Source organism: Haladaptatus cibarius D43, assembly GCF_000710615.1.
Classification (GTDB): domain Archaea; phylum Halobacteriota; class Halobacteria; order Halobacteriales; family Haladaptataceae; genus Haladaptatus; species Haladaptatus cibarius.
Genome location: NZ_JDTH01000012.1, coordinates 102,616 through 126,567, shown reverse-complemented (window position 1 = coordinate 126,567; position 23,952 = coordinate 102,616). Strand labels below are relative to the sequence as shown.

Sequence of the window (23,952 nt, the reverse complement as noted above, 5' to 3'; positions counted from 1 at the left end):
GTACGCGATGGTGAGCGTTCCGCTGTGTCCCTTGTTTCCCCCTTGGTCTTTGTACGGCATCGCGGCGATACTCGTTCGAGAGAAGAGTTCACCGACCGTCTCGTTCGGGATGAACTCGTTGTGAACCTCGAACTGCTCCGGATTGTTCTCGATTCGACGTTGCGTCTGTGGCGGTATTGTCCCGTCACCAGCGATGATGAGCTTGATGTTGGGTATTTCGTGCCTCGCCCGAAGGACGGCATCGACCAAGGTGTCCACCGCTTTGTGCGGGACGATGTTGCCGAAAAAGAGGACGCTGTTGTCCTCAGTCGGTCGTTCCTCGTACTCGTACTTGGTGAACATGTCGTACGCGCCGTGCGGAATCACGGACACATTGTCGCCCGAGACACCTTTTTTCTGGAGCGTCCGCTTGTTCTCTTTCGTGTGAACGACGGTCTGGTCGACCGACAGTTCGGGGAGCAAGAAGTTGAGCGCGTTCTGTGCGAGCACCGGAAACCGAAGGTATTCATTGAGCGACGGGTTCGCCGAGAGCAGTTCGTGTCTGGTGACGACTGTCGGATACTCGCCAACGATTCCGTGATACCAGAGAAAGAGTTTCACATGGGGGAACAATCCCGTCGGGATGTGGACGACGTCGGGGTCTAACCACTCGATTGCTTTGACGTGGTTGTACGACGCCATTCCAGAGAGGTTCTTTTGAAGGTGAAAGTCAAAGTTGTAGAGGTTGACGACCGAGAGTTCGGTCGGGTCGAACGCGTTGACCAGTCGAATAGAACTGTCGAACAACTCGTCATCGACTTCCTCCGACGGTTTGATGACCGTTACATCGGCGTCCTTCGAGACGGCGTTCGCCAACTCGGCGGCGTAGTGCGGAAGCCCACCTTTGTTAGAGGCGACTACGTACACGATCTCCATATCTGAATATCCGCCGAGCAACATTTAACACTTTTTTAAGTGTATAGAATTTACGATGGGAAAAGAAAGTTTCAAAATTTTACTAGTCGAAACATTTCGTCACGTTTTCGCGTTCGACGTGTCAGACCGAATCGAGGAGTGTCCTATCGTTCGACGTGAAAGCGACCTTCCAGCAGACGACGAGACAGACGACACCCGAGACGGTGCCGGTGACGATCATATCGAAGATCGAATTGTCGAACGTGCCGCTGAGAAAAAGCATCGTCGCCGCGCCGACAACGATGACCGGGAGGCCGTATACGGAATCCTTGGAAACGGGTTTCATGTCCAGCAGGAAATGGAGTTCGAACACGCGAAGCAGGTTCAGCACGGAGACGGAGAACGTGGTTGCAACCGCGGCACCCATGATGCCGTAGCGTGCGACCCCGACCACGTTGAGACATAGATTGAGGACGCTTACGGCGATGACGTTGGCCGTTTCCAGTCGCTCCTGCCCGGCCATGGAAAGCAGGTAGCCACACGGCCCCATTGCGGAGAGGATGACGCGCCCTACGAGAAGCATGAGCAGTATCCGCGTCGCCGACTCGAACGACGTTCCGAAAATCGATAGAATTTCTTGCGCGTAGATGCTCATAAACACCGCAGCGAGAAACGTCAGGCTCGCAATCCATTTCACGACCGACTGGTACGTTCGTTCCAACACGTCGAGTGAGTCCCGCTGATAGAGGTCGGACGCGACGCTTGGAAAAACAGCGTTCACCGACAAGAGAGCGAACGAGAGGAGGATCGCGGTCTGATACGCCGCTTCGTAGTGCCCGACGGCGGCGTCGGATTCGAACCAACCAATGACGAGAACGTCGGTCCAAACCATCACGTAGTGCGCGATCCCGGCGAACATGACGGTCGTCGAATATCGGTAGACGGTTCGACTCTCGAACATCGGGGAAGACGACCGAACGGACGGGAGCAGACGATAGAGGTAGTACAGGCCGAGACACGCGCTCAGAGCGAGCGCGAGGAGATAGCCGAGCGCGAACGAATACAATGTCTGACGTACCAGTATCGCGGTGCCGCCAACGAGGAGGGCGAATCCGGCGTATCCCACGTCTCGGATATACACCGCGTATTTCGTCTCCTTGAACCCCCTCGTAGCCGCCTCGATGACGTGAATCAGCGCGAACAACGGAATACCGAAGAGGAAGATTCGAATCACGTTGCCGCCGCTCGTATCGAGCTTGGTGACTATCCACGGAAACAGGAGATACAGCGTCCCCGCGACGAGCGTTCCGACGACGAGGGGCGTAGCAATAGCCAAGAGGCTGAGTCCGAACAGTCGGTCGTGGTCGTCGTCAGCGATGAACGACGGGATGAACTTCTGAACGGCCACGTTCATGCCGAGTTGCGACGTTCGTCCGCCGATTTCGAGAAACACTAGCGCGAGGGAGTAGACACCGAGTGCGGCCGCACCGAGTTCCTGTGCAATGAGGATCAACAATCCGTATTCCCCGAATCGGCGGAGTAATTTCCCGACAAAGGCGATCGATGCGAGCGAAGTGATACTGTTTTTCACTACGAACAACTTATCCCGAAAGGTAATTAAACACTGTTTATTTTCTAAAAAATTGTATCTATCGAATATGTCTATTATAAACATACAATTATATTTTATAACTATATAATAAATTGTAGAAATCCCCAAGTAGTTACAAATATACTTTAGAGTAAGAATGGGACGAAATGTCGTTTTGCTAGTGCTGGATTCGGTTCGAAAGGATTTCTTCGACGAGTACGCGGTTCGAATCAGGGAACGCTCGGACTGTTCGTTCGACGAGTGCCGGGCCGCGAGTTCGTGGAGTGCGCCGAGTCACGCGAGCATGTTTACGGGACTGCTTCCGCACCAACACGGCGTCAACACCTACAATCGAGACATGGGGTCGCTCGCGGAACACGAAACCATCTGCGATTCGCTTCAGGACTATCACACGGTCGGATACAGTGCGAACATGTACGCCAGCCCGGCGTACTGTTTCGACTCACTGTTTGACTCCTTCGTCGAAGTGCCGCGGTATCAAAAGTATCCCGAAGCGCTGAACGCGGTCAACTACTTTCACGAATCGGACAGGGAAGGACTTGACCTCTACATCGATTACGTGAAACGGACGATTGAGAACGACTATCCGATAAAGAGCCTCGCCAACGGCGCGCTCGCGCAGCTGAAGCAACTTGCGATGGAACGACCCGTCCCGGACCCGGTCGATGACGGTGCGAAACTGATGGTTCGCGAGATTCGGGAGACGTTAACAGACGCAACCAACCCGACATTCGTCTTTGCTAACTTCATGGAGAGTCACGAACCGTTCGGCCATATCTGGGGACTGGACAAATCCATCCACGGCGCGCCGAGTTCGTGGACGACGGCGAATGCAGACCGCTGGGAGTTGACCTACGATCGGGACGAATACGACGACCACGTGTCCCGACTTCGAGGGCTGTACGCCGCAAACATCGACTACCTTGATCGACTAATAGCGTCGCTCGCGGACTCGCTGGCGGACACCGAAACCACCATCATCGTCACCGCCGACCACGGTGAAAATCTCGGTGACAACGCCGACGATGAACTGTTCGGTCACACGAGTAGCCTCTCCGAAGGACTGTTGCACGTCCCGCTAGAGATAATCAACACCGACCGCTCCGCGACGATTTCCGAATACGTCTCCCACCTCCAACTGCCAACTCTCATCGAAAATTTGGCTCGGGGCATGGACGACGTTCCGACCTCCGAGCACGTCTTCGCCGAAGTGCTGGGGATGTCCCCCGGGCCGCAACCGTCGAAAGACGAAGGCTACTGGAACCGGGCGATACGATGCGCCTACGGCGACGAAACAAAGTACGAGTGGGATTCGCTCGGAAACGAGCGTCAGTTCACCGTTCCAAGACGGAAACCAAACCAGCAACGAAAACGCTCCGAACCGGTTACCGTTCCGGCATGGATACGGGACGGGTTCGACGTTCCGCTCGACGACGCCGTTTCCGAAGCCGAACGGACGGAAGCGACGACCGAAGTCGATGAGGCGACCGCCGCGCGGTTGGAGGATTTGGGCTACATGTGACCAACGACTACTGGGTGGATTCGTTTGAATAATCCCCCGCGTCTACGACGTAGATTTCGGAGGTTCGACTGCTGTAAATTTTCGACATGTTGTCGTTCGTCGCACGATAAAACGTCGTCTGCCGTAACGACTCGAATCCGTCCCCTCGCTCTTTCCAGAGCGGTCGGCTACTCACATAGAGATAGGTGTCGTTTTTAACGACGGCAAACTGCGGAAAAATCGGTTCGATGTCGTGGCGATACTGAATCTCGCCGACGAGTAACCCGTCGCGGCTGTCGATGTATTTTCGCCGGTTGAGGACCCCGACTGACCGGGACGGTTCTCGGTTCGAGTCCAGCCATCGCGTCGCGGCCACTTCGTTTTCGGGGTACGTCGGCCAATCGACGTCGTCGCTAAGGGCGATGCCGTACCTCGGGACGTCCTCGTTTCCGATGGCGAAGGCGGCCCCCGAACTAAAGACGAACAGGAGGGCGAGAAAGACGGCGAATATCTGCGGTGCAGCCGGGCGAATCCGAAGAGGCGAGTGAAGCCGCGATAGCCAGTCGTCAAGCGTCTCCGTTATCGAGAGCAACCCGTACACTGCGAATGGTGCGATAATGACGAGCGCGATGTTGAGGATGCGGTCGAACCCGAGCGAAAACGTCACGAAGACGGAACTACATAGCAATCCGAACACGCCCACTGACAAGATAGCATAGTCTTGGTGAGTCGTCGGCGAGTTCTTTTGGAGAAACTCGATCAGCGTTTTCAGTATCCCCGTCCCGACGAACCCGACCGCCGCCGCCGACAGGAGCACGTATACTATCCAGTACGCCGACCTGTACGACCGAGTTGCGTACCCTGCGCCGGTTCTGTTCGACGAGTATCCGCCAACAATGTGCGAGATAGAGGTGTACAGCGTCGTCTCAACTCGCTGGACGGTGATACCGTCGGCGGCTATCGAAAACCAGACCAACCAACAGACGACGAGAAAGGCCAGCGTTCGGAACCGAACGAGATTGCTCTTTCTTCGATTCGGGAGGAGGTTCGTTATCGACCCGAACGCAAAGACGAACTGCGTCCCAACGAGGAGGGCAATTGCTATCAGACTCACCGCGTAGTGGGACAGGACGAGACCGACGATGAAGGTCGTGCTGAGGATGTGTCGGTGGCGAACTCGCAACTTCGTATCCAGCGCGGCCGTCAGGAACAGTAGCAAGTAGAGTTCGCCGAACGCCTGTTTGTCGGGAATCACTTTGAAAAACCCGTAGAAGAACATGGGAACAAACGGAGCGATGACCGCAACGAGGTCGCTTTCGAACTGTCGGAGCGAAAGATAGTATATCGATAGCGGAAGTATCGAGAACAACAGAGGATAGATTCCCTTGAAGACGGTTACGAGAGGGAGTTGCGTGATGTTCGAAAAGAGTCCCGAAAGGAGAGTGATGATGAGCAACGGTATCGTTTCCGTCGTGACGCTCAGATCAAAGAAACCGGCCTGCTGGATGAGTCGTGCGGAGTGATATTCGGCGTGAATGTCCCAACCCCAGAGGTGAGGCGAAACGAGCGTCGTGTGATACAGGACTGCGACGGAGATGCAGTAAATAGAAAGCGGTCTGACACGCTCCGGAACGATTTCGGCACTCTGAACGACCGGGACGAGCGAAAAGAGACACAGCAAAACAATCATGAGTGGCGTGGGGCCACTGGAGTTTGTCACGTAGGTGATTATAACGGATGCTATTGGAAGCGGAACGAACAGCATGGCGGCCCGCAATTCGCGCCCGGATAGCGGGACGATAGACGGACGAAGGAGCGCTGACGAACCCCGCCGTAGCGCGACGAAATACAATACGAACACGCTCGCGACGAGTACCGTCACTATCGGTATCGGGTCGAGTGGCCGCGAAACGCCGACTGCTCGGAGAAGGAAGTTGACGGCGAGTGCGACGGCCACGTCGTACACCAAACTCACTCCGACACCATAGATGGCCGACTGAAGCGGGGTGAACTTCGCGTCGAAGAGTCGAAGCAGTACGTATCCCGGAAGGAGACCGAGGTACAGCAACCCCAATCCGATTCGGGCTATCGACAGCAGTGGATTTGTGACAGGGAAGAACGTAAGCGCGACCAAACAAATCCCAGTGGTCAGAAACCCGACTGTCAATGAAAGGTGGGTGCCACCCAATCGTCCCGGTCGTTTTTGCTCGACGTGGGTACTCACGTCACTTACCTCGTAACGGACTCGCTGAAACATTTGGTCGTTCTTTCATCGTGTATCCGCTTTGTATGCGTTCGTCGCAAGTAAATATTGTTACAAATATAATTAGGACTCAATAAAATATGATGAAAATTCAGTTCGTGTAAATTTAAAATAATTCTGTCATGATGCCGGAAAATCGAACGTTTTCGACGCACTTGACTTGTTGACGGCAATTGACGAGTTACTCATCCCTGAAACAGTGCATGCAGAACTCCCGAATCACCGACTATGAGGACGGAGGGTCAACTACAGCGATTCGAAAACAAAGCGCAGTTATTGCGCCACATCGCTGAAGAGACGGGAAGAGACCTCGATTCGCTGTGGGAAGAGTACGACGAAAAGGTTGAATAACTCCGTTTTATCTGATTTTCACCCGTGTGTAGTGACGCCGATATCGAAATATCATTCGTGATTGATGCGGACACAGTTTTCACTAAGACCAATCGGTGACTACAGAGTCGAAGACATCGAAGGCCCGACAGTGTTTGTGGGTGGTGCGATGTATCGCTCGCCTCCCTTGAGTGAAATGAACGTCGAGGACCTTGCAGGCGACCGAGAAGGAGGGTTGAATACACTCCCCATTGCAATCGGAGAGCGACCAGCCCTTACGATGGCAACAGCGGTGTTACTCGTCGCGGTAGTCGCAAGTCCCGTCCCATACGTGCTCGGCACGTTTGGCGTGACGGTAGTGGGGTGTGAGAACGCCGAGAAAACAAAAAACGTTGACGCGTTGGACGAGACGTGACGTGTAGACTGCCTCTGGTTGCGGCTTGGGGCGGTTCCTCACGTCTTTGACGCCTCTTGTTCGAGCCACAACTACGGAAGAAGCTCACTTTATTCAGAAGTAGTGTAACTGTATGTTACAGCTCCCTCGTGGTTTTGCCTTTGTACCCGGTCACAACGGGTGTGAATTGTCTTCCCTATTGCGATTTGCCGAGCTCAGCCGCGTTCATGTGTTTGAGGGCGTCTCTGTGTAGGCAGCTATCGGTCAAGGAGCCATGCCAGTGGGTTGCCTCACTCGTTATCGGCTAGTAGTTCTATGATTCGGTCGTTTTTCTCATTGAGGGTTCCGGCGTCTGGCTCAGAAGCTGAGGCTGGCGTTCTCAATGCATATGGAACTATGTTTCTTCGATGGCCCCAGCTAGAGTGTCTGCTCGACAAACTGCGACACATGCGGTCCTCGGCAGTCCGAAGCCGATACTGAACCGTCGAACGGGGTTCGTCGAGTATTGACGCCAGATCGGAGACTTCCCAGGACCGCTCGTAGTAGCCGTGATTGACCGCCGCTTTCAGTACCTTCCAGTGTTCCGGCGAAAAAATTCGTGACGACACGCTCTGTCGCGTTCCAGTTGACAGCACTGATGATTGCGACACCGAGAGTGATACACCATCGCGAAGATGTGATTCCATCATATCGTACACATCGCCGATCGGAGAGTCATCAGTACTGAGCAGAGAACGGAACGACGAGAGGTCGGTGGGGTTACCCCCCGTAGCCCTCACCCTCGATTGGGCCGCTAAACACGCCGTAGAGGAACTTGAAGTACCACAGCACCAGCACCAGGACTGGGAACCCGAGGACGGTCACGAGATTCAGCGCTAGCGGCGACACGACCGCTTCTCTAACCAGCAGCCCGGTCGGCGGATAGATCGTCGGGTACAGCAGAATCGCGACCAAGATCGTCAACAGTGTGGGCAGCGCCAGCGCGCTTGCCAGCCAGGCCCGGTATTGGCCGCGTCTGGCCAGCACGCTCCCACACAGCCCCACGGCGATCGAGAGGGCGACGACTGCAGCCACGGGAAGCGAGAGCACTGTGTCGGCAGCGCCACCCGCGTCGGTCAGGACAACAGTTCCCAGCAGTACGACAACCCCACCGAGGTATGCCAGTGTTGCACCGATGCCGTACGTACGCAGTTCTGACGCCAGGACGGGCTCGGTTTTGGCCGCGAGGAACGCCGCACCTGTGACGACCGAGACGGCGACCAAGCCGACACCAGTCAGCACAACAGGCAGCGTCGCCCCGCCGAACAGCCAGCGACCGGCGAGCATTCCGAACAGCAGCGGCGCGAACACGCTGCCCCCGATGAAGGCGTAGTCCGCGTAGCGCTTCCACCGCTCATCGTCGCGCTGCTCGCGAAGTTCCGGGCCGAGTCCACGGAACACCAATGAGAGGACGACTCCAATCGCGAGCAGATAGTTGTCCGCGAGGAGGCGGGAGTACACCCGCGGGAACGCCGCCAGCAGCATCGTCCCGAAGGCGACGAGCCACACCTCGTTGGCATCCCAGACAGGGCCGAACGCCGACAGAAACGTCTCCCGCTCGTGTTCGTCCGTCCGAGTCGCGTACAGCATTCCGATGCCGAAGTCGAATCCGTCGAGGACGACGTACATCCCCAGTGCGAACAGCACGGCGCCGAACCATACCTCCGGCAGCGACTCGACGAGGTAGGCGTCGACGGGCAACAACGAGTCAGTCATCGTCGCTCACTCCCGGGATCGGACCGTGCCAGCGACCCTCATTCGACTCTCTGACACCGAGCGCTTGGAGTTCCTCCCGGACTAGCCACTTTAGGACGTATAGGGCTGTCAGCACCAACCCGACGTAGATGACGACGAACCCGACCAGAGTCAGTGTCGCCTCTGCCCCGGTTAGTGTCGAGGAGACCGCCTCGCTGGTTCTGAGTTCGTCTTGGATGACCCACGGTTGGCGGCCGATCTCGGTGACGTACCAGCCGGTGAGCAACGCGGCGTAACCGAGCGGCGATGCAGCGATCATCGCCTTCAGGTAGCGTGTGCTGTCAGATAGCCGCCCGCGGTACGTGAGGTACCCACCCCACAGTGCCAGCCCGATAAACAAGAACCCGAGCCCGACCATGAAACGGAACGACCAGAACACGAGTGCTACGGGGGGGTTCTCCTCGTACTCGTTCAGTCCGATGACCTCGGCGTCGAAGTCCCCACCACTGGCGAGGAAAGACCCAACTGCGGGGAGGCTCACGGTGACGAGGTTCTCGGATCGCGGGTCGGTGAGTGCCCCGGGTGACTTCGGAAACGCGAGCAGGTGTAGGTCGGCCTGCCCTGTCTCGTAATGAGCCTCCATCGCGGCAAACTTCTGTGGCTGGGTGTCCTCGACGTGGCGGCCGTAGGCGTCGCCGTGGACTGCCTGGAATGGTGCGGAGACGATCAAGAGTACGACAGCCAGCTTGAGTGCGGTGTTCCAGGCTTCAGTGTCGGGCTTTTTCCATACGATGTACGCCGAGACGCCCGCGACCAGTAGTGCGACCGAGATTACCGACGCGTTCATCATATGGACGTACATCCAGGGCATTCGCGGGGTGAGGAACGCGGCGAACGGATCGGTTAGTTTGGCGACCTCCATCCCGTTGCGGGTGACCATCTCGTACCCTCGTGGGGTCTGCATCCAAGCGTTGACGATCAGGATCCAGAACCCCGATAGCCAGGCGCCGAAGCCGACGAGTACCGACGAGATGACGTATGTTCGGTTCTCAACGCGGTCGCGGCCGTACAGCAACACGCCGAGGAAGACGGCCTCTAAGAAGAACGCCATCTTCGCTTCGAAGGCCAGCGGGCCGCCGATCAGTTCACCGGCTACCTCGGCGAACTGTGGGAAGTTTGTGCCGAACTGGAAGCTCATCGGAATCCCGGTGACTGTACCCATCACGAAGCCGGCGGCGAAAACCTTCACCCAGAACGAGCGCAATCGCGCATATCGCTGCTCGTTCGTCCGCACGTCTTTCCAAGTGAAGTAGATAATAAACGGTGCGAGCCCGATCGAAAGGGACGCGAAGATGATGTGAACGGAGATCGTCCATCCGAACTGCATGCGACTCGCGAGTTCCGGAGAGAGGAACGCCGCCCATACTGGGCCGACGGCACTCAGTAGTGTGATTGGACCCATTCACTTTACGCTACGGCACAATAGCTTATGAGTAGCCCCCCGGTTCCCACTTTGGAGCATTCACCACAACAGCTTTGATTACTATATCCGTACTTTTTGTACACTTCGGGAAAATTCTTTTTCTATATGTCAACTTCAGTTTGACAAACTCTAAATCAACGGAATTGGCCGTGTAAAGGCGACGATAACCGATATTATGGCGAGGAAATCAGTCACATGGAAGGAGAATTTTCTTGCTGACAGGAAAGCTGCTGTGATATATGCACGATTTTCATTGTCTGGTAATAATATCTGAATATGGTTCAGCCAACGACACAATTGCTGTTCGGTGGTCCATATACCCAGCGTGGCAGCTTTGGATTTGGGGCGCTGATGTTTATTATCGGTGGAGCACTGTTATTTTGGGAGACCTGCCACAGAGGGGCCATCTATAGCATCAATTAGTGGTTTCTTAGTTGTGTTTGGCTCGGTTTTGCTAATGGCTGGTCCAGTAGGTGATCGTATCAATAGCCGATTTTTCTCGGAATACTGGCGTCTTGTCACTGGGGTTGGGTCAATGATTGTGGGAATTGCGTGTCTTCTATTTCCAGTATTTCGACCGACCGTTTTTCTTATCCTGGTTTGTTTTCCAAGTGGAATTGCGCTAGTTGGACAGGGTATCCTTACTGTTCGGGATCATACTCAGCCGGAATGACTGCTAGATGTAGGCTCTAGGTCGCTATCAAGAACAGCTACTGTCGATTTCGAGATCTACAATTGTTACACCGGATCATCGGACTACGAGATGGAATCGCTGGTGCGAGTGTCCTTGCTGACAGAACTCCACGGCTGGGTGTATGATAGCCGCTTGTCGAATATCTCGATCAGCATCCGTTACTTTGCGATCAACTTGATTTCGAGAACGTACCCGTCCAGTCGACATTGTGCCGAACCTGGCATCAACGGTTTACGCCCGATCTTAGAGAGAATATCACGATGATGATCAGAACCGTCCTGATACAGGCTGATAGAGCTGATATTCCGGCTCCCCGTGAATCGCCTAACGGTTATCTCCACGGGAGAGTCAATTTGAAGAAGTTTCGGTCATCAATTCGGATGAGATCATGCATCACACCCGGCTATGCCCTGTGTAGTCTCAACTTCCACTCGCCTGCAATAGTTGAAAGTGGTCTTCTCAATGCATTCATTCACAATGTGGAGGGCACAATCTACATGTTTTACGAGTTTATCTGGGTGAAGAAATCGTAGTACGCCCATCCTGAAACTAAAAGTAAGGCAGTTATCATTACTATTACTATTTCGAGATATGGTTTAATCTCTGGCCAACCGAACCAATAGTTGGTAAATATAGGGAGAGCTACAACAAGACCGATAAGGATACGAATACGCGACCGTGTGCGATACTCCATACACAGCATTATTGTCCAACACTATTTAAGGCCCAACGAAGATTAAAGAAACTTATAACAGCAAACATGGTTCTCACGCTGCTGAAGCAGACAGAAATCGGCTAAAACTGCGGTACGATACAATGAATCCCGGTGGATGAGTCACAGTTCTGAGTCGAACAGTTATTCTGTGACAATTGGGTTAGAATAGGAATTAGAAACGGTTCCGAGGTTCCGTTTGAAGCGCTGCAGAAAGGTTGATTGGCTAATATCGTGCATCTTGGGTTCTCTATACTGGGTGTAGTCTCATCTTCCAGGCTTGAACAAAAGCTGGGAAAGGTGTTCTCAATGCACGGAAGGGGCGTTCACAATCCTTACACTGCTGAAACGAACATTTATATATAATTGTTTTATCACATATTACCCAATAAACATCGTTGATCTCCCACTTCGGCCGACTAACAGCGTCTACGCCTCGGTCTCGGCGCAGTGTCTTTCAAACGATCGCGACCACCTCACGGAACCACTGGCCAGCCTACGATACGATATTACTGTACGATCGCAGTTCTCTTGGCGCACTCGGAGAGGATATCTGGACTGTCGCTGCAGCTTGGTTCTCGCACGAGGCGTACGATTCAGTTGATGATTTGGTTTGTAAATTACCACTGCGATACGTCAATTTTGATGTTCACGACCGATATAGCGGATCGTTTGATATTGCATTATATGATTTATGAGTGGACAAGGTGCTGGCAATGGTGGATAGAGCACTTCCACCGGGCGGTTACACTGGAAGTGGTGGTGTGTGATATACTTCTCCATTCTTCTCTAAGCAGAAGTGCAACCATCCCGGAACCCCCGAATCGATCTGTGTGCAGTTCGTGTGTGGATGGAGCGCTGATTCCCAACCTCATCTGACGTCGGGCAATGGGTTTCTAATGCACGACTGAAGTTGAACCTATCTCGATCCGGAATGACGCAGAGACATGCATAACGATTCGACCTAGCCAACTTCTGTCCCCTTCGTTCGAATGTCTATCATTCACACTTCGAGTTCGGGGTTCATCGTTTTGATCTGTTGCTCCTCCGGACTGAGCGCATCAGAGACAAACTGCGTGGCGAGCCACGCTTCGGCTCGCGTCAGGCGGTATTGGGTGGATCTACTGGTAACGTTTGCCGTCGAGAGTGAAATTGCTCGTCCATACCGTGAGTCGGTGCGAACCCGTTTCTGACCGTGGCAAAACAGTACTCTGGGGTCGATCCGCTTGGCTGAAATTTAAGCATGCCAACTGTCGTCTATTTCGCTGATCGAGGTCGGCTGCTTCGTACAATCGAGAGATAAGCAGTCTGATTTCTGGCATTTCGCCCCGTTTGGCACCTCCTCGACCGGCGTTCGTCCGTCAAGTGATTGGGGCGGTCTGAGATCGTTGTAGTAGTATGTAAATAGTGCAAGCCATTGGTGGACACTCTGCCGACTACCCACCCACGAGGTGTGGAAGCGGTCGACTCAACGACCTGTTCGCTTCTCAAACTGGCCTCACTAGACAGTCTGTCTCGATATCCTATGTAATATTTTCTCGGATGTTGACCCTATTTATCTAGCATGAGTGGGTATAGTTACTTATATTTTAATAATTTATCCATGATCGAAAATGAAGAAGAGCTGGGACACAGACAGACGGACATTTCTCGGAGCGACTGGTATGGTCGGTGTTGGAACAGTATTTGGCGAGACCGCCACAGCAATCCAAACCGACGATGAATCAGACGAATCAGATCCCGAGACGAACATCAATACTCTGCTTGCGAAAGCAGATGAGAAATTCCCCGGCGGAATCGTCTCGGTTTACGCGAAAGAACTCGGAACAAGCGGTGAAGTACTGGCGAGTCACGAAGCTGATAAAGCCGTTAAGCCTGCGTCGAACGCAAAGCTCCTTTCGGCCGCACTCGCACTCGAACATCTTGGACCGGACGCACGTTCCAAGACGACCGTTATCGGAGAAGGCTCTACAGCTGGCACACAATTTCACGGCAATCTCGTCCTTCGCGGAACCGGCGATGTCTTGGCGAAGACCCAGCTTGAAACGTTAGCAAAGCAGGTCTCCGGACGGGGAATAAAGGCAATCCATGGTGACCTCGTCGCGGACATCACTACATTCGAGACGTCCGGCTACGGCCCGGTATTTTCGGTTCGCGGTCCTGGCTACCCGGAAGGATGGACGTGGGAAGATCCACAGTACTCGTACGGAGCACCGAGTTCAACGCTCGCTCTCAACTGGAATAAGGTGGCACTCACAGCCGAGCACTCCAACGGGGAAATCAATCTCACTGTTGAACCAAAATCGGCATTTGTGTCCGTCGAATCGTACCTTTCGAAAACATCTGCAGAATCAAACGGTTACTTCTACACCTACCTCGACCGAGTTACGAACACCATCTACGCCATCGGGGAACTCCCACCCGGCTACAAGGAGACCGAGTTGGCCCCGGTGATGCGTCCGGACGAGCATTGTGCCGCGGTATTTGCAGACGTCCTCGAACAAGAAGGTGTCGCTGTCAAAGGTGATGTAGCACTGCGGACAGAAAACAAAGAGACGACACCAGCATTCGAAATCGATCTCGAATCCGAACCACTACACGAAGTGCTCGACCCGATGCTAACGTACTCGAACAATGTCGATGCCGACCAACTGGCACTCAGGACGGCACATCGTGCACTCGGTGAGGGGTCGTTCGATGCGTGGACTGACTTAGCCGACGGGTATTTCGACAGTTTGGGGGCCGACGCCACCGTCTTCAGAGACGGATCCGGACTCTCGCAATTCAACCTCGTCTCGGCATACAACATCGTCTCCCTGCTAGAGTGGGCACAAAAGAAACCATGGTCTGACGTATTCTTCGAATCACTGCCAACATCTGGTGAAGGCACACTTAGATACCGATTGCAAGACGTTAACGTACCAGTCCAAGCAAAAACTGGGACAGTTCGTGGAACGCGTGCACTCTCCGGAGCTATTCGCCGCTCGACGAAACCGGACATCTTGTTTTCGATTCTCATGTCGAACGTAACGGTCGGACTCGGGGACGCTCGCAATTACCAAGACGATATAGTCGCTGCACTTGCCAAAAAATAAGAGACAACTCCCACCGTTAGCCGTCTCCTGTGACTCCAGACATGAGCTTTTACTATTGCTTTCATCATATGATATATATTCAATAAATAATATCTAGTGGATAATAATTGTGTAAAAACACTTTTCGATCAGTTTCGTTCTGTATAGTTCTACTTCTTTATCGAGTCATTCATCAGGGGTACTTTGCCGATAGTCTAAACACACCAAGCCTACACGAGCCTGAATCACGACGAGTTTCCAAATCGGAATCGTCTCGTAATCAAGGTGCTCCCGTATCTCGCTGATTCGGTCGTGCAATATGTCCTCGAGCACTGTCTTTGCGTCCATGAGTTGCTCGTGCGTTTCCTCGTCAGCACTCATTGCAGTGTGATCGATCGACCGCAACAACATCCCAGCATATCTCAACAGATGACACTGTCTGAGAAACCGCTCGTCGACGTACTGGGCAACCGTTGCTGGGTCATCCGTTTCGGGGGCTGATTCCGCCCATTCAACTTTTGACTTACCTTCATCCTCGAAATATGAGACGACACCCATCGACTCGCGTGCCATCGGTGTGTCCGGCAGGTACTCACCGACGGACTTGACGACATTCCCCATCTCTTCGAGGAGTCTTCGCCGACTCTCGACACCCTCTCGAATGACTTCCTCACGGGTGCGATTCAGTTCGGTCTGGTCCTGAATCTGTGGGTCGTAGAAGTACGGTAGTTCAACGATGAACTCAACGACATCGTCATCGAACCGGCTGGCGTAGTCATAGGCATTGCCACCGAGCAGCACTTCTTCGGGTTCGGTATCATTATCCTCGTGTACCATCTCATATTGATCTTCGAAGGTTCGAAGCCGATAGATGGTATCATCAAACGCTTCGTTCTCGAACCACTCTGGCTCACCGTGATGGAGTGGGACTCCATACTCTTCTGGGAGCGATGAAAGGACGTCGTGAAGCGGTTCGAGAGGCTCTGTGAGGTAGTAGTAACAGCCCCCGAATTCGAGATTGTGGAAACTATAGATGAAATCCGGTTGGTGTGCTTCGATTAGATCTGTCAATATACGGGTCGCCGGTGTCGACTCATTGAACGAATAGTTCTCATATTCGACTGGGAACGTTGCTTCGATCTGCTCGTCTGGTGGTGGGCGGTAGAAGTTCTGGATATAGTTTGAAAGTGTGAACGGCCCGTCAAACCACCCTTCATTGAGTCGGACACCGTCTATGTCGGCAATCGGCATACAGACGAATTCGTAGTCCAAAGACGCCCGTAGCTCGTCGTTTGTCGCGAGTTCGTGGATAAGAAAGTCGATTGTCATTGAGCCGATCGGTTCGTTTGGGTGCGGTGCACCAAACAAGAGTGCACTTCGGTCACCCGTGCCGATAGTGACCGTCCAGATCGTCTCTCCGCCCTTGCTCTCGCCGTGTTCCTCGTACGTGACGTGATCGTGCTTGCGCGCGAGCGCCTGGTTGCGTTCTCGGTGTTCGTCGACTGTGAGAAACGATTCATACCGAGGGACTGCATCGTCGAGCGATTTGAACGTGCGAGCCGGGTTTGATTCGGAGTCACTCATATGTTATATCATTTCATGAGCTGCACAATAATGATAACTATCTAATCAATATGGGTGGTGATTTAACCTTGTGAAATGAATTTTGTGCGGCAAGTAACAACTGTATGGTCGAGCAGTACAGCCCGTTGTTTAGCCTAGATCCGATTTCTGCCGCCGAACGCTAGACGGACAGTACATTCAGTTGGATTGCTGCCCACGGAATCAAGAAGTTTGCCACCAGTATCGGGAAGGTGTAATCAGTCCGAAACTAGTCATTTTTCTGGTCTTGATATGCACGAATCTGCTCCAATGTCGTGTCTGTAAAGTTTCGTTCCTGTAGGGGAATATCGTCTTCATAGAGCCAGTATCGTATAAGTGCCCAGTGAACGCCACACTGAACAGCAATCCACCACATTGTCCGGTTCTGCTCCCAGAACAACTCATGGAGCCGATTGCTATCTGGGCGACGAGCAACGAGTGATGGAAACTCCGTGGACTCATCATCGTTGGATGCAATGATTCCGCGTTGCTCCAACAGATATACCGTGATAAAGACCTCGCCTTGATCCGGAACAGAGCAATCACTACCCAGATCGGCACTAATAGCATCGTGGATCGTTTTCACCGCCTCGTATGGCTCGTCATCGCTGACACTGTCTTGGAGTTGGTTGATATATTCGAGGACATCTGTGGCGGGAGCGCCGGAAACAGCTTCAATCGTCTCCCACGAAACAGGTTCTAACTTGCCCATCCAATATGCACCACGCGAGTATTAGTTGCCTTCTATACATAAACGCTAGCTCTAAAAAATATCACACGACTTCTAAAATGGCGCGACGAAAGCGTCTCTACCGTCTCAAAAACGCTCCCACGAAACCAGTTTGCACGCTGCTCGGTCGCTTTCCGGGGTTGTGAAACGTGATCTCATTGCTTTTCCAAGGCAAGCTGATAGAGATTCTCTGTTGCATATCTCACCTCAACGATCTCCCAGTCGGTGGTATTTGTTGCGTCGCGGAAACGCTCGGGTGTGAAGAGCCTGTACAGCCAGGGCTCTCCGAGCATTCCATCGTACTCCATTTGGAGCAGACGGTACGCGAGGCCATCTGATCGATCGGTATAGTAGTCCAGTTTGGATTTTGTCTCCTCTTTCTCCGGATCGTACCCGTCGATGATAGCAGTTGCATTCGGCCTCGTGACGTAGGCGAGATCGTCCAGGAATTGCGTGAGCCCTTGCATCGATCGAGAAAGACTCACTTGGGTACCGAGCGCAATCGCCGATTTGAATCGATTTTCCTCGAATGTCTCCTGGAGGTTGAACATGTTCACTTGACGAGCGTCTTTCACACCACGATCACGGAGTACCTCAACTAACTGTTCGTTTTGTTCAATTGCGACGGTCTCAAACTGCTCCTGAAAGTAGAGTGCATGCCGTCCAGCACCAGCACCCATATCCAGGAGTGGCCCATCGAGATACGGTTCCAGCCACGACCCGTCACCATCGATGACGTCGAAATAGAATTCAATCCCGACTTCTTCAGTCTCTTCACCTCGGCGATAGACTAAGGGGCCCAGCATCTCGTCGAAATGGAAGTCGTGAAGCGCCTGAGCGAATGGGTCTGACATTCTGTTCTGTATAATATTTCTATCGATATAATATTTGCTTTATAATCATAATTATAATAAATACATATTTGAATATACAACAACCGCTTTGAGCAGAAGTTGAATCGACCCATTCAATACATAGCTACGACCGTTGTTAATTCATGATTTTACAAATTCCAGGATATGCTGTCGCAAACCGCTGATAGCCAACACCCTGCGCGAATGAAACAGACCATTGCCATGCATCTAAAGTTCGGTATTGAGGAAGGAGATCGGCAGAAAGAGCGTGATCAGTCGCTCGTGAAACTACTGCCTGACCATACCCTTCACTACGGTAGTTTGGGTGTGTGACAATTTCGATATGTGCATTTACATCGTCCCAGATTTCATACCCTGCTATGGCACCGAGTTCCTCATTGACGAATAGACCCACCGTATTACCAGCGGAAAATTTCGATCCGCCTTGTCCCACTCTTCCTCTGAAATTGCCACTTCGAACACCTCTCGCTACCTACAAATGTAGATCGGGCGGGTATTCCACCGATGGCAGATAAGAACGTCTCTCGTACACGTTCACGTCGCGCTTCAACTTCCGTACGTGTATTAATCGACTGCTTCTTGGCGTGAGCCGTTGAGACGTAATCTGCTGCGTGATCCAAGAGGTACCGTGATAGCTGGTCTTCGGTGTCGAAATAGCCGTTCACACTATCCTGAAAGCTGTCCACTATCTTGGATGGGATCAATCAACTTGATAAATATTCTGCTGTCTACCGGATCCACGTGTGCTATTCTTTCGTGAAATTCTCCCTCGCTAGAGCGTCGTTTTGACCGGTGATACTGCAATGAACACGAGATCTCACCGTATGTATTGCGAATAACAGTCGGAGTTTCTGTGAGCCTTAATTGTTGAGATCTTCTATGGGATACTGGCCACTGTAATTGGTTGATTGAGTGCAATAGCTTCGAGACGGTCCTAAAGCTTGCCGAGCTTTCGCATGAGATCGACCAATTCACGCGCCGATTCTATTTTCTCCTGTCGCACCTGCTCTTCAAAGCACGGCTCGTCCAGCGACTCGAAAGCATTGATCGCCCGATCGAGGCTCTGAATCGTGGGAACCAGCGACTGTCCGGTCTCGTAGTCGACTTCTCGCTCTCGAATTTTGCGAATTAACCGCAACCGTTGCCGACGGAGATACGAGACTACGTCTTGGATGCGTTCGCGCTCTATCTTCCGCAGATCGTCGCGGTCGACAACTTCAAAGTAAAATTCGCGGAGGGGAACGGACTCGTCTTCGATTCGAACCGATTCCGGAATCGAACTGCCAACAGTCCCGCTCGTCTGGTACACTTGTTCTAGCAGTTCCGTACGCTTCTGTTCGTTCATTCGTTGGGTCATCATCTGGTCTAAATATCGCTCGATTCGAAAATAGGCGTTCCGAGCAACGAATTTCTCCTAGATTGTTGTCATCAATGTTTAGTGACTTAGGTTCATAGATCTGAAATATGGATCAAACAACGGATTCGGACAAATTCTTTGACCTACTGAGCAACTCGACTCGGATCGACATCCTCAGAGCGCTGGCAGCCGCGTACGAGGAGACACCAACCGACCCGTGGCTCGAATATAATGAACTTCGTACGACCGTTGGCGTCCGCGACAACGGGAACTTCAACTACCACCTTAACCGAATGGACGACCTGCTTGTAAAGGGTTCAGCGGGATACAGTCTCTCGCGCATCGGCATGGCGATTCTCTCGACGGTCGTCTCCGGAGTCTTCGACCCCGACTGGCAGTGGGGACCAGTCGACACAGATGGCGACTGCCAGTACTGTGACGATCCTGTGCAACTCGTCTACAGGGATGGGAATCTCTGGCTCACCTGCGGGATAGACGATCACACCATCCCACTGTCGGTGCCGCCAAGTATCCTCGACTCTCACCCGGACGGCGTTGTGGTCGAACAGGTTGCTATGCTGCAGCACCAGTGGAGTGCGCTGACCCGACAGGGAATCTGTTCGGAATGTTACGGACACGTCGACGGCGATATTAGGTATGGTGGTGCACGCAAGGACCACTACCATTATCACGGTGAATGTCGTCGCTGTGGCTTTCACCACGGCGTCGCTGTTGGTCTCTTCGTCCTCGGCCACCCTACCGTTCGGGCGTTCTACTACGAGCGAGGGGTTGATATCCGGACGACACCGTTCTGGACGCTCGGCTTCTGTGAACCCGGGGGCGAAACGGTGCTATCCACGGATCCCCTCCGCCTTCGAATCGACGTGACTCACGACGGTGACGAACTCTCCGTCACACTTGACCAGGACGGCACTGTCGTCTCGACAGACCGCACATAATACATCCTAATCCATGCTTATACCTGGTCAGACGCTCTCACGTTCTCGCTCTGCTTCATGAATGGTGTTTCATCTGTGATTCTAAACGGGGGGGGGAAGATGGGATCAGAGAGAATTTGATGAGGTGGATGGAATCGAGAGAGGCGGAGGTCTTATCTGAGCGAAAGCTCGGGTAGTTCACATCGTATACATTGAGCGCACCAGTTGTAATTTTTGGGATGTCTGGAAGTTGAGACTACACCGGGTTTATCGAGACTGTGATGTGTGGAATTGGTCGATTCGGTCAGCGGAAACTGCTCCAGATGGCTCTCCAAGCGGGTATTCTTGTCACACTAACAACTCTATGGGCGAAGCTTCGAGACTTCAAGCAGCGTAGCCACTCGGACAGCACGCTAACCCGAACAGAGTGCCTCGCTACCCGATACCAGTCTCCTTCTTCAACAGCGTCAGCGTGTTGTCAGCCGTCACAATTGGTGAGTACTCGTACTCTCCGGTCAACTCGACCTGTAGCCGCTCGCGCAACCCGAGATACGTCTGGAGGTTCCAGTAGGTGTTCTCGTCTATCTCACAGCCGTCCTCACGGTCCAGCGAAAACGCCGGGAACACGATGCGGCTGACGTGGTCGGTGATCTTCTCTGCCTGCTCCAACGTGGTTTGATCGGCTGGTTGTAACTCACCAGACCCGTCATCGTGGTGCCGAAGCTTTCGTTCCGGTTCACGCGGAATCCCTACACCAGCATTCTGGGCTTTGATGAGGATCGTTCGAGCCGCCGTTTCGACCGTCTCTCGGAGGTCAGGGGTGAACCGCTTATGCCAGTTCCGCCATAGTGTTGACTGCTCTGGGATCGTCTCGAAACCCAGTCGCTCACAGAGTACAGGACGGTTCTCTAGGTACTCGTACAGTGTTGTCTCGTGCTCCAACCCGTGGAGCTCCTTCAGGACGAACACCCGAAAGAGGGAGTCCATCTCGTAACGTGTCGAGCGTGTATAGCAATCGTGAGCCTCGAAGCTGAAGTAGGCCAATGGAAGTACGAGGACGAACTGCTCAACCGAATCGCGGTCGAGATGCGTAAACCAGGTTTCTGAGACGATCTGAACGTCCGAGCGTAATCCGGCAAGTGAGGTACGATCACAGGTCGGTGTCGAATCATATGTTGGCCACTCAACGTGCGCTCGTTGTGCGATTTGTCTGAAAATAGCACGCCGGGACGCAGAGGTCGAAGCCATATAGAAATACTGAGAAAACACCAGAACTGGTGTTAGCAGCAGTCGCTTCCAGCGCCGCAGACCTCACCGTACTCGAGACCAATTCCGTCGTTGATCGCTTCGTTGCACTCGATCAGCAGCGACTCGAACTCGTCAGCCGTTACCTCCGATTGTGCCACATCGAGGTCTGCACCGAGCGCTTCAGCGGCGGTCAGAACTTCATCGTCAGAGGCGCTCAACAGCATCCACCCCCAAGAGACTGCGCGAACTCCTGCCTGATTTGTTCGCTGATGACGTCGTTCGTCTCCTCAAGGAGGGCAACGAGTTCCTCTTGTGCTGCTCGGTGCTGTTGAATGGTGTCGTTGTTCGAGACCTCGGATTGTAGCTCCTGTAATTCGCTCATGATCGACGAATCGAACTCGTCCGCCTGCAACTTCTGCTGTTTTTCTTGGTACGCTTCGAGTAAGGACTTTGTCTCCTCGTCGGCCTCGAGTTGTTCGTTCGCGTCCACGAATTGTTGATAGGTCGCTGAGTCGCGGAGCGTCTCGATGAACGTCTGAAGTGACTCCTCGACGGCTGTCGTTTCCGACACGGCTTCGCTCACGACGCCGTCACCTCCGCCTCAGTCTCCTCGGTGATGTCGTCCAGCCCGGTGATCTCTTCACCGAACGAGCGTAGTTCGTCCAGTCCGACCGGCTCGTCTTGGCGCAGCGGAGCGAGCATCATCGGCACGTCGAACCGATCGCTGATCTCGCCGAGGTACTCCGCCTGTTGGGCGCGGCGATTCTCGAAAAAGGCGTTGTCGCCGTATTCCTCGGGGAGCAGGTAGTTTGCGACCACCAGCGAGGTCTCGATCCCGACTTGATCTTTGAGGTCTGCAGCGGCCCGGTAGGCTTCCATCATCGGGGTATACTCGGGGTACATCACGAACGCGAACGTACTCTGTTTCGGATCCTTCATCGTCTCGATGACCTCGGCGTACTGGTCGCCTTTCGCGGGCGCGGCGCCCTTCGTCAGCGAACCCAAATCCATGAAGCCCTTCCAATCGGAGGGAAGTTCGAGCAGTCGGAGCGTGTGCCCCGTGGGGGCGGTGTCGAAGACAACGACGTCGTAGCCGTCCTCGTCGAAGTAGCTCACGAACTTCTCGAGGGCGGCCATCTCTTCGGCACACGGTGATTCCAGTTCCTCTTCGACGTTTGCGATCGCCGCGTCCACGTCGATCTGGGTGTCCTCCTTGTCCTCGTACATCTCGGTGACGTGGTCGAGGACCTGCGTGCGGTACTCCTCGAGCGCTTTCTCTTGGTCAATCCGCGCCGCATCGAGGTTCGCCTGGCTGACCGATGTTGGGTCGTGGCCGACCGGTTCGCCGAAGATGTTCTCAAGATGGGCGGCCGGGTCAGTTGTGACGACGAGCGTTTCGTGGCCAGCTTCGGCGAGCTTCGTCGCCGCCGTCGAGGCGATCGTACTCTTGCCGACGCCGCCCTTCCCGGTAAAGAAGAGATACCGCGTCTCGTCGCCCGGTTGAAGCTGGTCGGCGACCGCCTCAGCGTCAGCCATCGACTCGAAGTCGACCGCGGTTTCAGTGTCTACGTCAGTCGCCGTCCCGACATCGACGGTCGCCTCGTCGCCGTCGTACAGAACGCCACCGACATCTGCGAGTAGCTCAAGCCCTGCAATTTCGCCCGGTTGGAGTGGGTACGTCGCCATCGCGTCGGCACCGAACTCCCTCCGTGCGCGCTCGATAACAGCCTGCTCGTCTTCTCGTTTCCCCTCGAAGAACGGATCCTCACACACCGACTCGGGGAGATACCCGTTGATGATCAGCAGTTGGGACTCGATCCCAAGCTCGCCGAGGTCGCTTGCACTGCGCTCGATCTCGTCAATCGAAGAATCCTCGGGCTTGCCGACGAACGCGAATGAAGTCCGCTCGTCGTCTTGGAGCGTGTCGATGGCACGCTCGTAGTCTTGTTTGCGCTCCTCCATCGAGGCTGCCGGCCCGATGCAGGTCGAGCCGCCTTTCTCCAATTCAGCGTTCCAGTCGGAAGGGAGCTCCATCAACCGGATCGTGTGACCGGTCGGCGCCGTGTCGAAGACGACCACATCGTACCCGGGGCGGTCCATAAAGTCAACGAAGTTGTCGAATGCGGCGATCTCTTCGACACACGGGCTGTTGAGTTGTTCCTCGACGGTTTCGAGTTGCTCGTCGTCGAGCAACTGTCGCATCGGTTCGATCGTCTCTTGTCGATACTCCTCGGCCGCCGTGTCCGGGTCGATCTCGATGGCCGAGAGGTTCTCGATGTCGTCGATTGTGGTGACATCGTGGCCGATCTCCTGCCCGAAGATGTCCGAGAGGTTCGGCGCAGGGTCGGTCGTCACCAGCAGCGTCTCGTAGTCGTTGTCCGCGAGCCAGGTCGCCGTCGCGCAACTCACGGTGCTCTTGCCGACGCCGCCTTTGCCGCTGAAGAAGACGAATTCGGTCTCATCACTCGTCGGTTCGACGATCGCTCGCGCATCGGTGGGCGTTGTGCTCAT

General features: G+C 53.9%; 16 protein-coding genes and 4 pseudogenes. 4 read left to right on the top strand and 16 right to left on the bottom strand.

All coding sequences use genetic code 11. From position 1 onward, the window contains the following. Both HL45_RS19470 and HL45_RS19465 read right to left on the bottom strand, forming a co-directional pair. Window positions 1–915, bottom strand: a 915-nt coding sequence (locus HL45_RS19470; protein ID WP_049972878.1) for a glycosyltransferase family 4 protein, incomplete at its 3' end; no start/stop codon positions are given. A 121-nt stretch (window positions 916–1,036) separates the two neighbouring features. Beyond that, on the bottom strand, window positions 1,037–2,485 hold the full coding sequence (locus HL45_RS19465; protein ID WP_049972877.1) for an oligosaccharide flippase family protein: 1,449 nt from the start codon (window positions 2,483–2,485) through the stop codon (window positions 1,037–1,039). Between the two features lie 157 nt (window positions 2,486–2,642). Here HL45_RS19465 and HL45_RS19460 point away from each other — a divergent pair, with 157 nt between their 5' ends. Beyond that, window positions 2,643–4,028 carry a sulfatase-like hydrolase/transferase gene (locus HL45_RS19460; protein ID WP_049972876.1) on the top strand — a complete coding sequence of 462 codons (1,386 nt, stop codon included), beginning with the start codon at window positions 2,643–2,645 and terminating at the stop codon, window positions 4,026–4,028. A 7-nt stretch (window positions 4,029–4,035) separates the two neighbouring features. On the opposite strand, the gene HL45_RS19455 is transcribed toward HL45_RS19460, so the two are convergent. Continuing rightward, window positions 4,036–6,231, bottom strand: a complete 2,196-nt coding sequence (locus HL45_RS19455) for a DUF2206 domain-containing protein (protein WP_158413736.1) — start codon at window positions 6,229–6,231, stop codon at window positions 4,036–4,038. A 568-nt stretch (window positions 6,232–6,799) separates the two neighbouring features. Between HL45_RS19455 and HL45_RS19450 the strand changes: the two are divergent. Continuing rightward, a pseudogene (locus HL45_RS19450) lies at window positions 6,800–6,952 on the top strand (geranylgeranylglycerol-phosphate geranylgeranyltransferase); the annotation flags it as partial. A gap of 459 nt (window positions 6,953–7,411) precedes the next feature. Here the strand turns inward: HL45_RS19450 and HL45_RS20190 are convergent. The 4 genes and pseudogenes from HL45_RS20190 to HL45_RS20185 all read right to left on the bottom strand — a co-directional run. Continuing rightward, window positions 7,412–7,707 (bottom strand): annotated as a pseudogene (locus HL45_RS20190) (helix-turn-helix domain-containing protein); the annotation flags it as partial. 46 nt (window positions 7,708–7,753) lie between these two features. Then, complete coding sequence (locus HL45_RS19445) at window positions 7,754–8,749, bottom strand: cytochrome d ubiquinol oxidase subunit II (protein WP_049972873.1); 996 nt, start codon at window positions 8,747–8,749, stop codon at window positions 7,754–7,756. Then, window positions 8,742–10,190, bottom strand: a complete 1,449-nt coding sequence (locus HL45_RS19440; protein ID WP_049972872.1) for a cytochrome ubiquinol oxidase subunit I — start codon at window positions 10,188–10,190, stop codon at window positions 8,742–8,744. The genes HL45_RS19445 and HL45_RS19440 overlap by 8 nt, the downstream gene beginning before the upstream one ends. 2,757 nt (window positions 10,191–12,947) lie before the next feature. Then, window positions 12,948–13,085 (bottom strand): annotated as a pseudogene (locus HL45_RS20185) (IS6 family transposase); the annotation flags it as partial. A 196-nt stretch (window positions 13,086–13,281) separates the two neighbouring features. On the opposite strand from HL45_RS20185, the gene dacB reads away from it, so the two are divergent. Continuing rightward, on the top strand, window positions 13,282–14,712 hold the full coding sequence (gene dacB, locus HL45_RS19430; RefSeq protein WP_233274865.1) for a D-alanyl-D-alanine carboxypeptidase/D-alanyl-D-alanine endopeptidase: 1,431 nt from the start codon (window positions 13,282–13,284) through the stop codon (window positions 14,710–14,712). A gap of 165 nt (window positions 14,713–14,877) precedes the next feature. Here the strand turns inward: dacB and HL45_RS19425 are convergent, their stop codons facing one another. From HL45_RS19425 to HL45_RS19410, 5 genes are all read right to left on the bottom strand, one after another. After that, window positions 14,878–16,275: a M14 family zinc carboxypeptidase gene (locus HL45_RS19425; protein ID WP_049972869.1), complete on the bottom strand. Its 1,398-nt coding sequence runs from the start codon at window positions 16,273–16,275 to the stop codon at window positions 14,878–14,880. A 247-nt stretch (window positions 16,276–16,522) separates the two neighbouring features. Then, the gene (locus HL45_RS19420) at window positions 16,523–17,005 is read right to left on the bottom strand and encodes a hypothetical protein (protein WP_049972868.1); all 483 of its coding nucleotides are present in this window, start codon (window positions 17,003–17,005) and stop codon (window positions 16,523–16,525) included. Between the two features lie 173 nt (window positions 17,006–17,178). Next, window positions 17,179–17,877 carry a methyltransferase domain-containing protein gene (locus tag HL45_RS19415; RefSeq protein ID WP_049972867.1) on the bottom strand — a complete coding sequence of 233 codons (699 nt, stop codon included), beginning with the start codon at window positions 17,875–17,877 and terminating at the stop codon, window positions 17,179–17,181. Between the two features lie 136 nt (window positions 17,878–18,013). Next, entirely contained in the window at window positions 18,014–18,331 is a 318-nt protein-coding gene (locus tag HL45_RS20650; RefSeq protein ID WP_144240155.1) for a GNAT family N-acetyltransferase, read from the bottom strand. A gap of 501 nt (window positions 18,332–18,832) precedes the next feature. After that, complete coding sequence (locus tag HL45_RS19410; RefSeq protein WP_049972866.1) at window positions 18,833–19,258, bottom strand: DUF5788 family protein; 426 nt, start codon at window positions 19,256–19,258, stop codon at window positions 18,833–18,835. Window positions 19,259–19,362: 104 nt separating this feature from the next. Here HL45_RS19410 and HL45_RS19405 point away from each other — a divergent pair, with 104 nt between their 5' ends. Beyond that, window positions 19,363–20,214, top strand: coding sequence for a DUF7351 domain-containing protein (locus HL45_RS19405; protein ID WP_049972865.1), 852 nt, complete (start codon window positions 19,363–19,365; stop codon window positions 20,212–20,214). Between the two features lie 507 nt (window positions 20,215–20,721). Here the strand turns inward: HL45_RS19405 and HL45_RS19400 are convergent. The 4 genes and pseudogenes from HL45_RS19400 to arsA form a co-directional block, all read right to left on the bottom strand. Next, window positions 20,722–21,441: pseudogene (locus HL45_RS19400) on the bottom strand (transposase); the annotation flags it as partial. A gap of 32 nt (window positions 21,442–21,473) precedes the next feature. Then, the gene (hcsS, locus tag HL45_RS19395; protein ID WP_049972864.1) at window positions 21,474–21,665 is read right to left on the bottom strand and encodes a halo-CC-star protein HcsS; all 192 of its coding nucleotides are present in this window, start codon (window positions 21,663–21,665) and stop codon (window positions 21,474–21,476) included. After that, complete coding sequence (hcsL, locus tag HL45_RS19390; protein WP_049972863.1) at window positions 21,656–22,024, bottom strand: halo-CC-star protein HcsL; 369 nt, start codon at window positions 22,022–22,024, stop codon at window positions 21,656–21,658. Before hcsL ends, hcsS begins: the two co-directional genes overlap by 10 nt. After that, complete coding sequence (gene arsA / locus HL45_RS19385) at window positions 22,021–23,952, bottom strand: arsenical pump-driving ATPase (RefSeq protein ID WP_049972862.1); 1,932 nt, start codon at window positions 23,950–23,952, stop codon at window positions 22,021–22,023. Before arsA ends, hcsL begins: the two co-directional genes overlap by 4 nt.

What these genes read in the sequence shown, in the direction of transcription:
- HL45_RS19460 (WP_049972876.1), top strand. Translation starts at nt 2,643, where the DNA reads ATGGGACGAAATGTCGTTTTGCTAGTGCTGGATTCGGTTCGAAAGGAT.
- HL45_RS19445 (WP_049972873.1), bottom strand. Translation starts at nt 8,749, where the DNA reads ATGACTGACTCGTTGTTGCCCGTCGACGCCTACCTCGTCGAGTCGCTG.
- HL45_RS19440 (WP_049972872.1), bottom strand. Translation starts at nt 10,190, where the DNA reads ATGGGTCCAATCACACTACTGAGTGCCGTCGGCCCAGTATGGGCGGCG.
- dacB (WP_233274865.1), top strand. Translation starts at nt 13,282, where the DNA reads ATGGTCGGTGTTGGAACAGTATTTGGCGAGACCGCCACAGCAATCCAA.
- HL45_RS19425 (WP_049972869.1), bottom strand. Translation starts at nt 16,275, where the DNA reads ATGAGTGACTCCGAATCAAACCCGGCTCGCACGTTCAAATCGCTCGAC.
- HL45_RS19420 (WP_049972868.1), bottom strand. Translation starts at nt 17,005, where the DNA reads ATGGGCAAGTTAGAACCTGTTTCGTGGGAGACGATTGAAGCTGTTTCC.
- HL45_RS19415 (WP_049972867.1), bottom strand. Translation starts at nt 17,877, where the DNA reads ATGTCAGACCCATTCGCTCAGGCGCTTCACGACTTCCATTTCGACGAG.
- HL45_RS19410 (WP_049972866.1), bottom strand. Translation starts at nt 19,258, where the DNA reads ATGATGACCCAACGAATGAACGAACAGAAGCGTACGGAACTGCTAGAA.
- HL45_RS19405 (WP_049972865.1), top strand. Translation starts at nt 19,363, where the DNA reads ATGGATCAAACAACGGATTCGGACAAATTCTTTGACCTACTGAGCAAC.
- hcsS (WP_049972864.1), bottom strand. Translation starts at nt 21,665, where the DNA reads ATGCTGTTGAGCGCCTCTGACGATGAAGTTCTGACCGCCGCTGAAGCG.
- arsA (WP_049972862.1), bottom strand. Translation starts at nt 23,952, where the DNA reads ATGAGCACAACGCCCACCGATGCGCGAGCGATCGTCGAACCGACGAGT.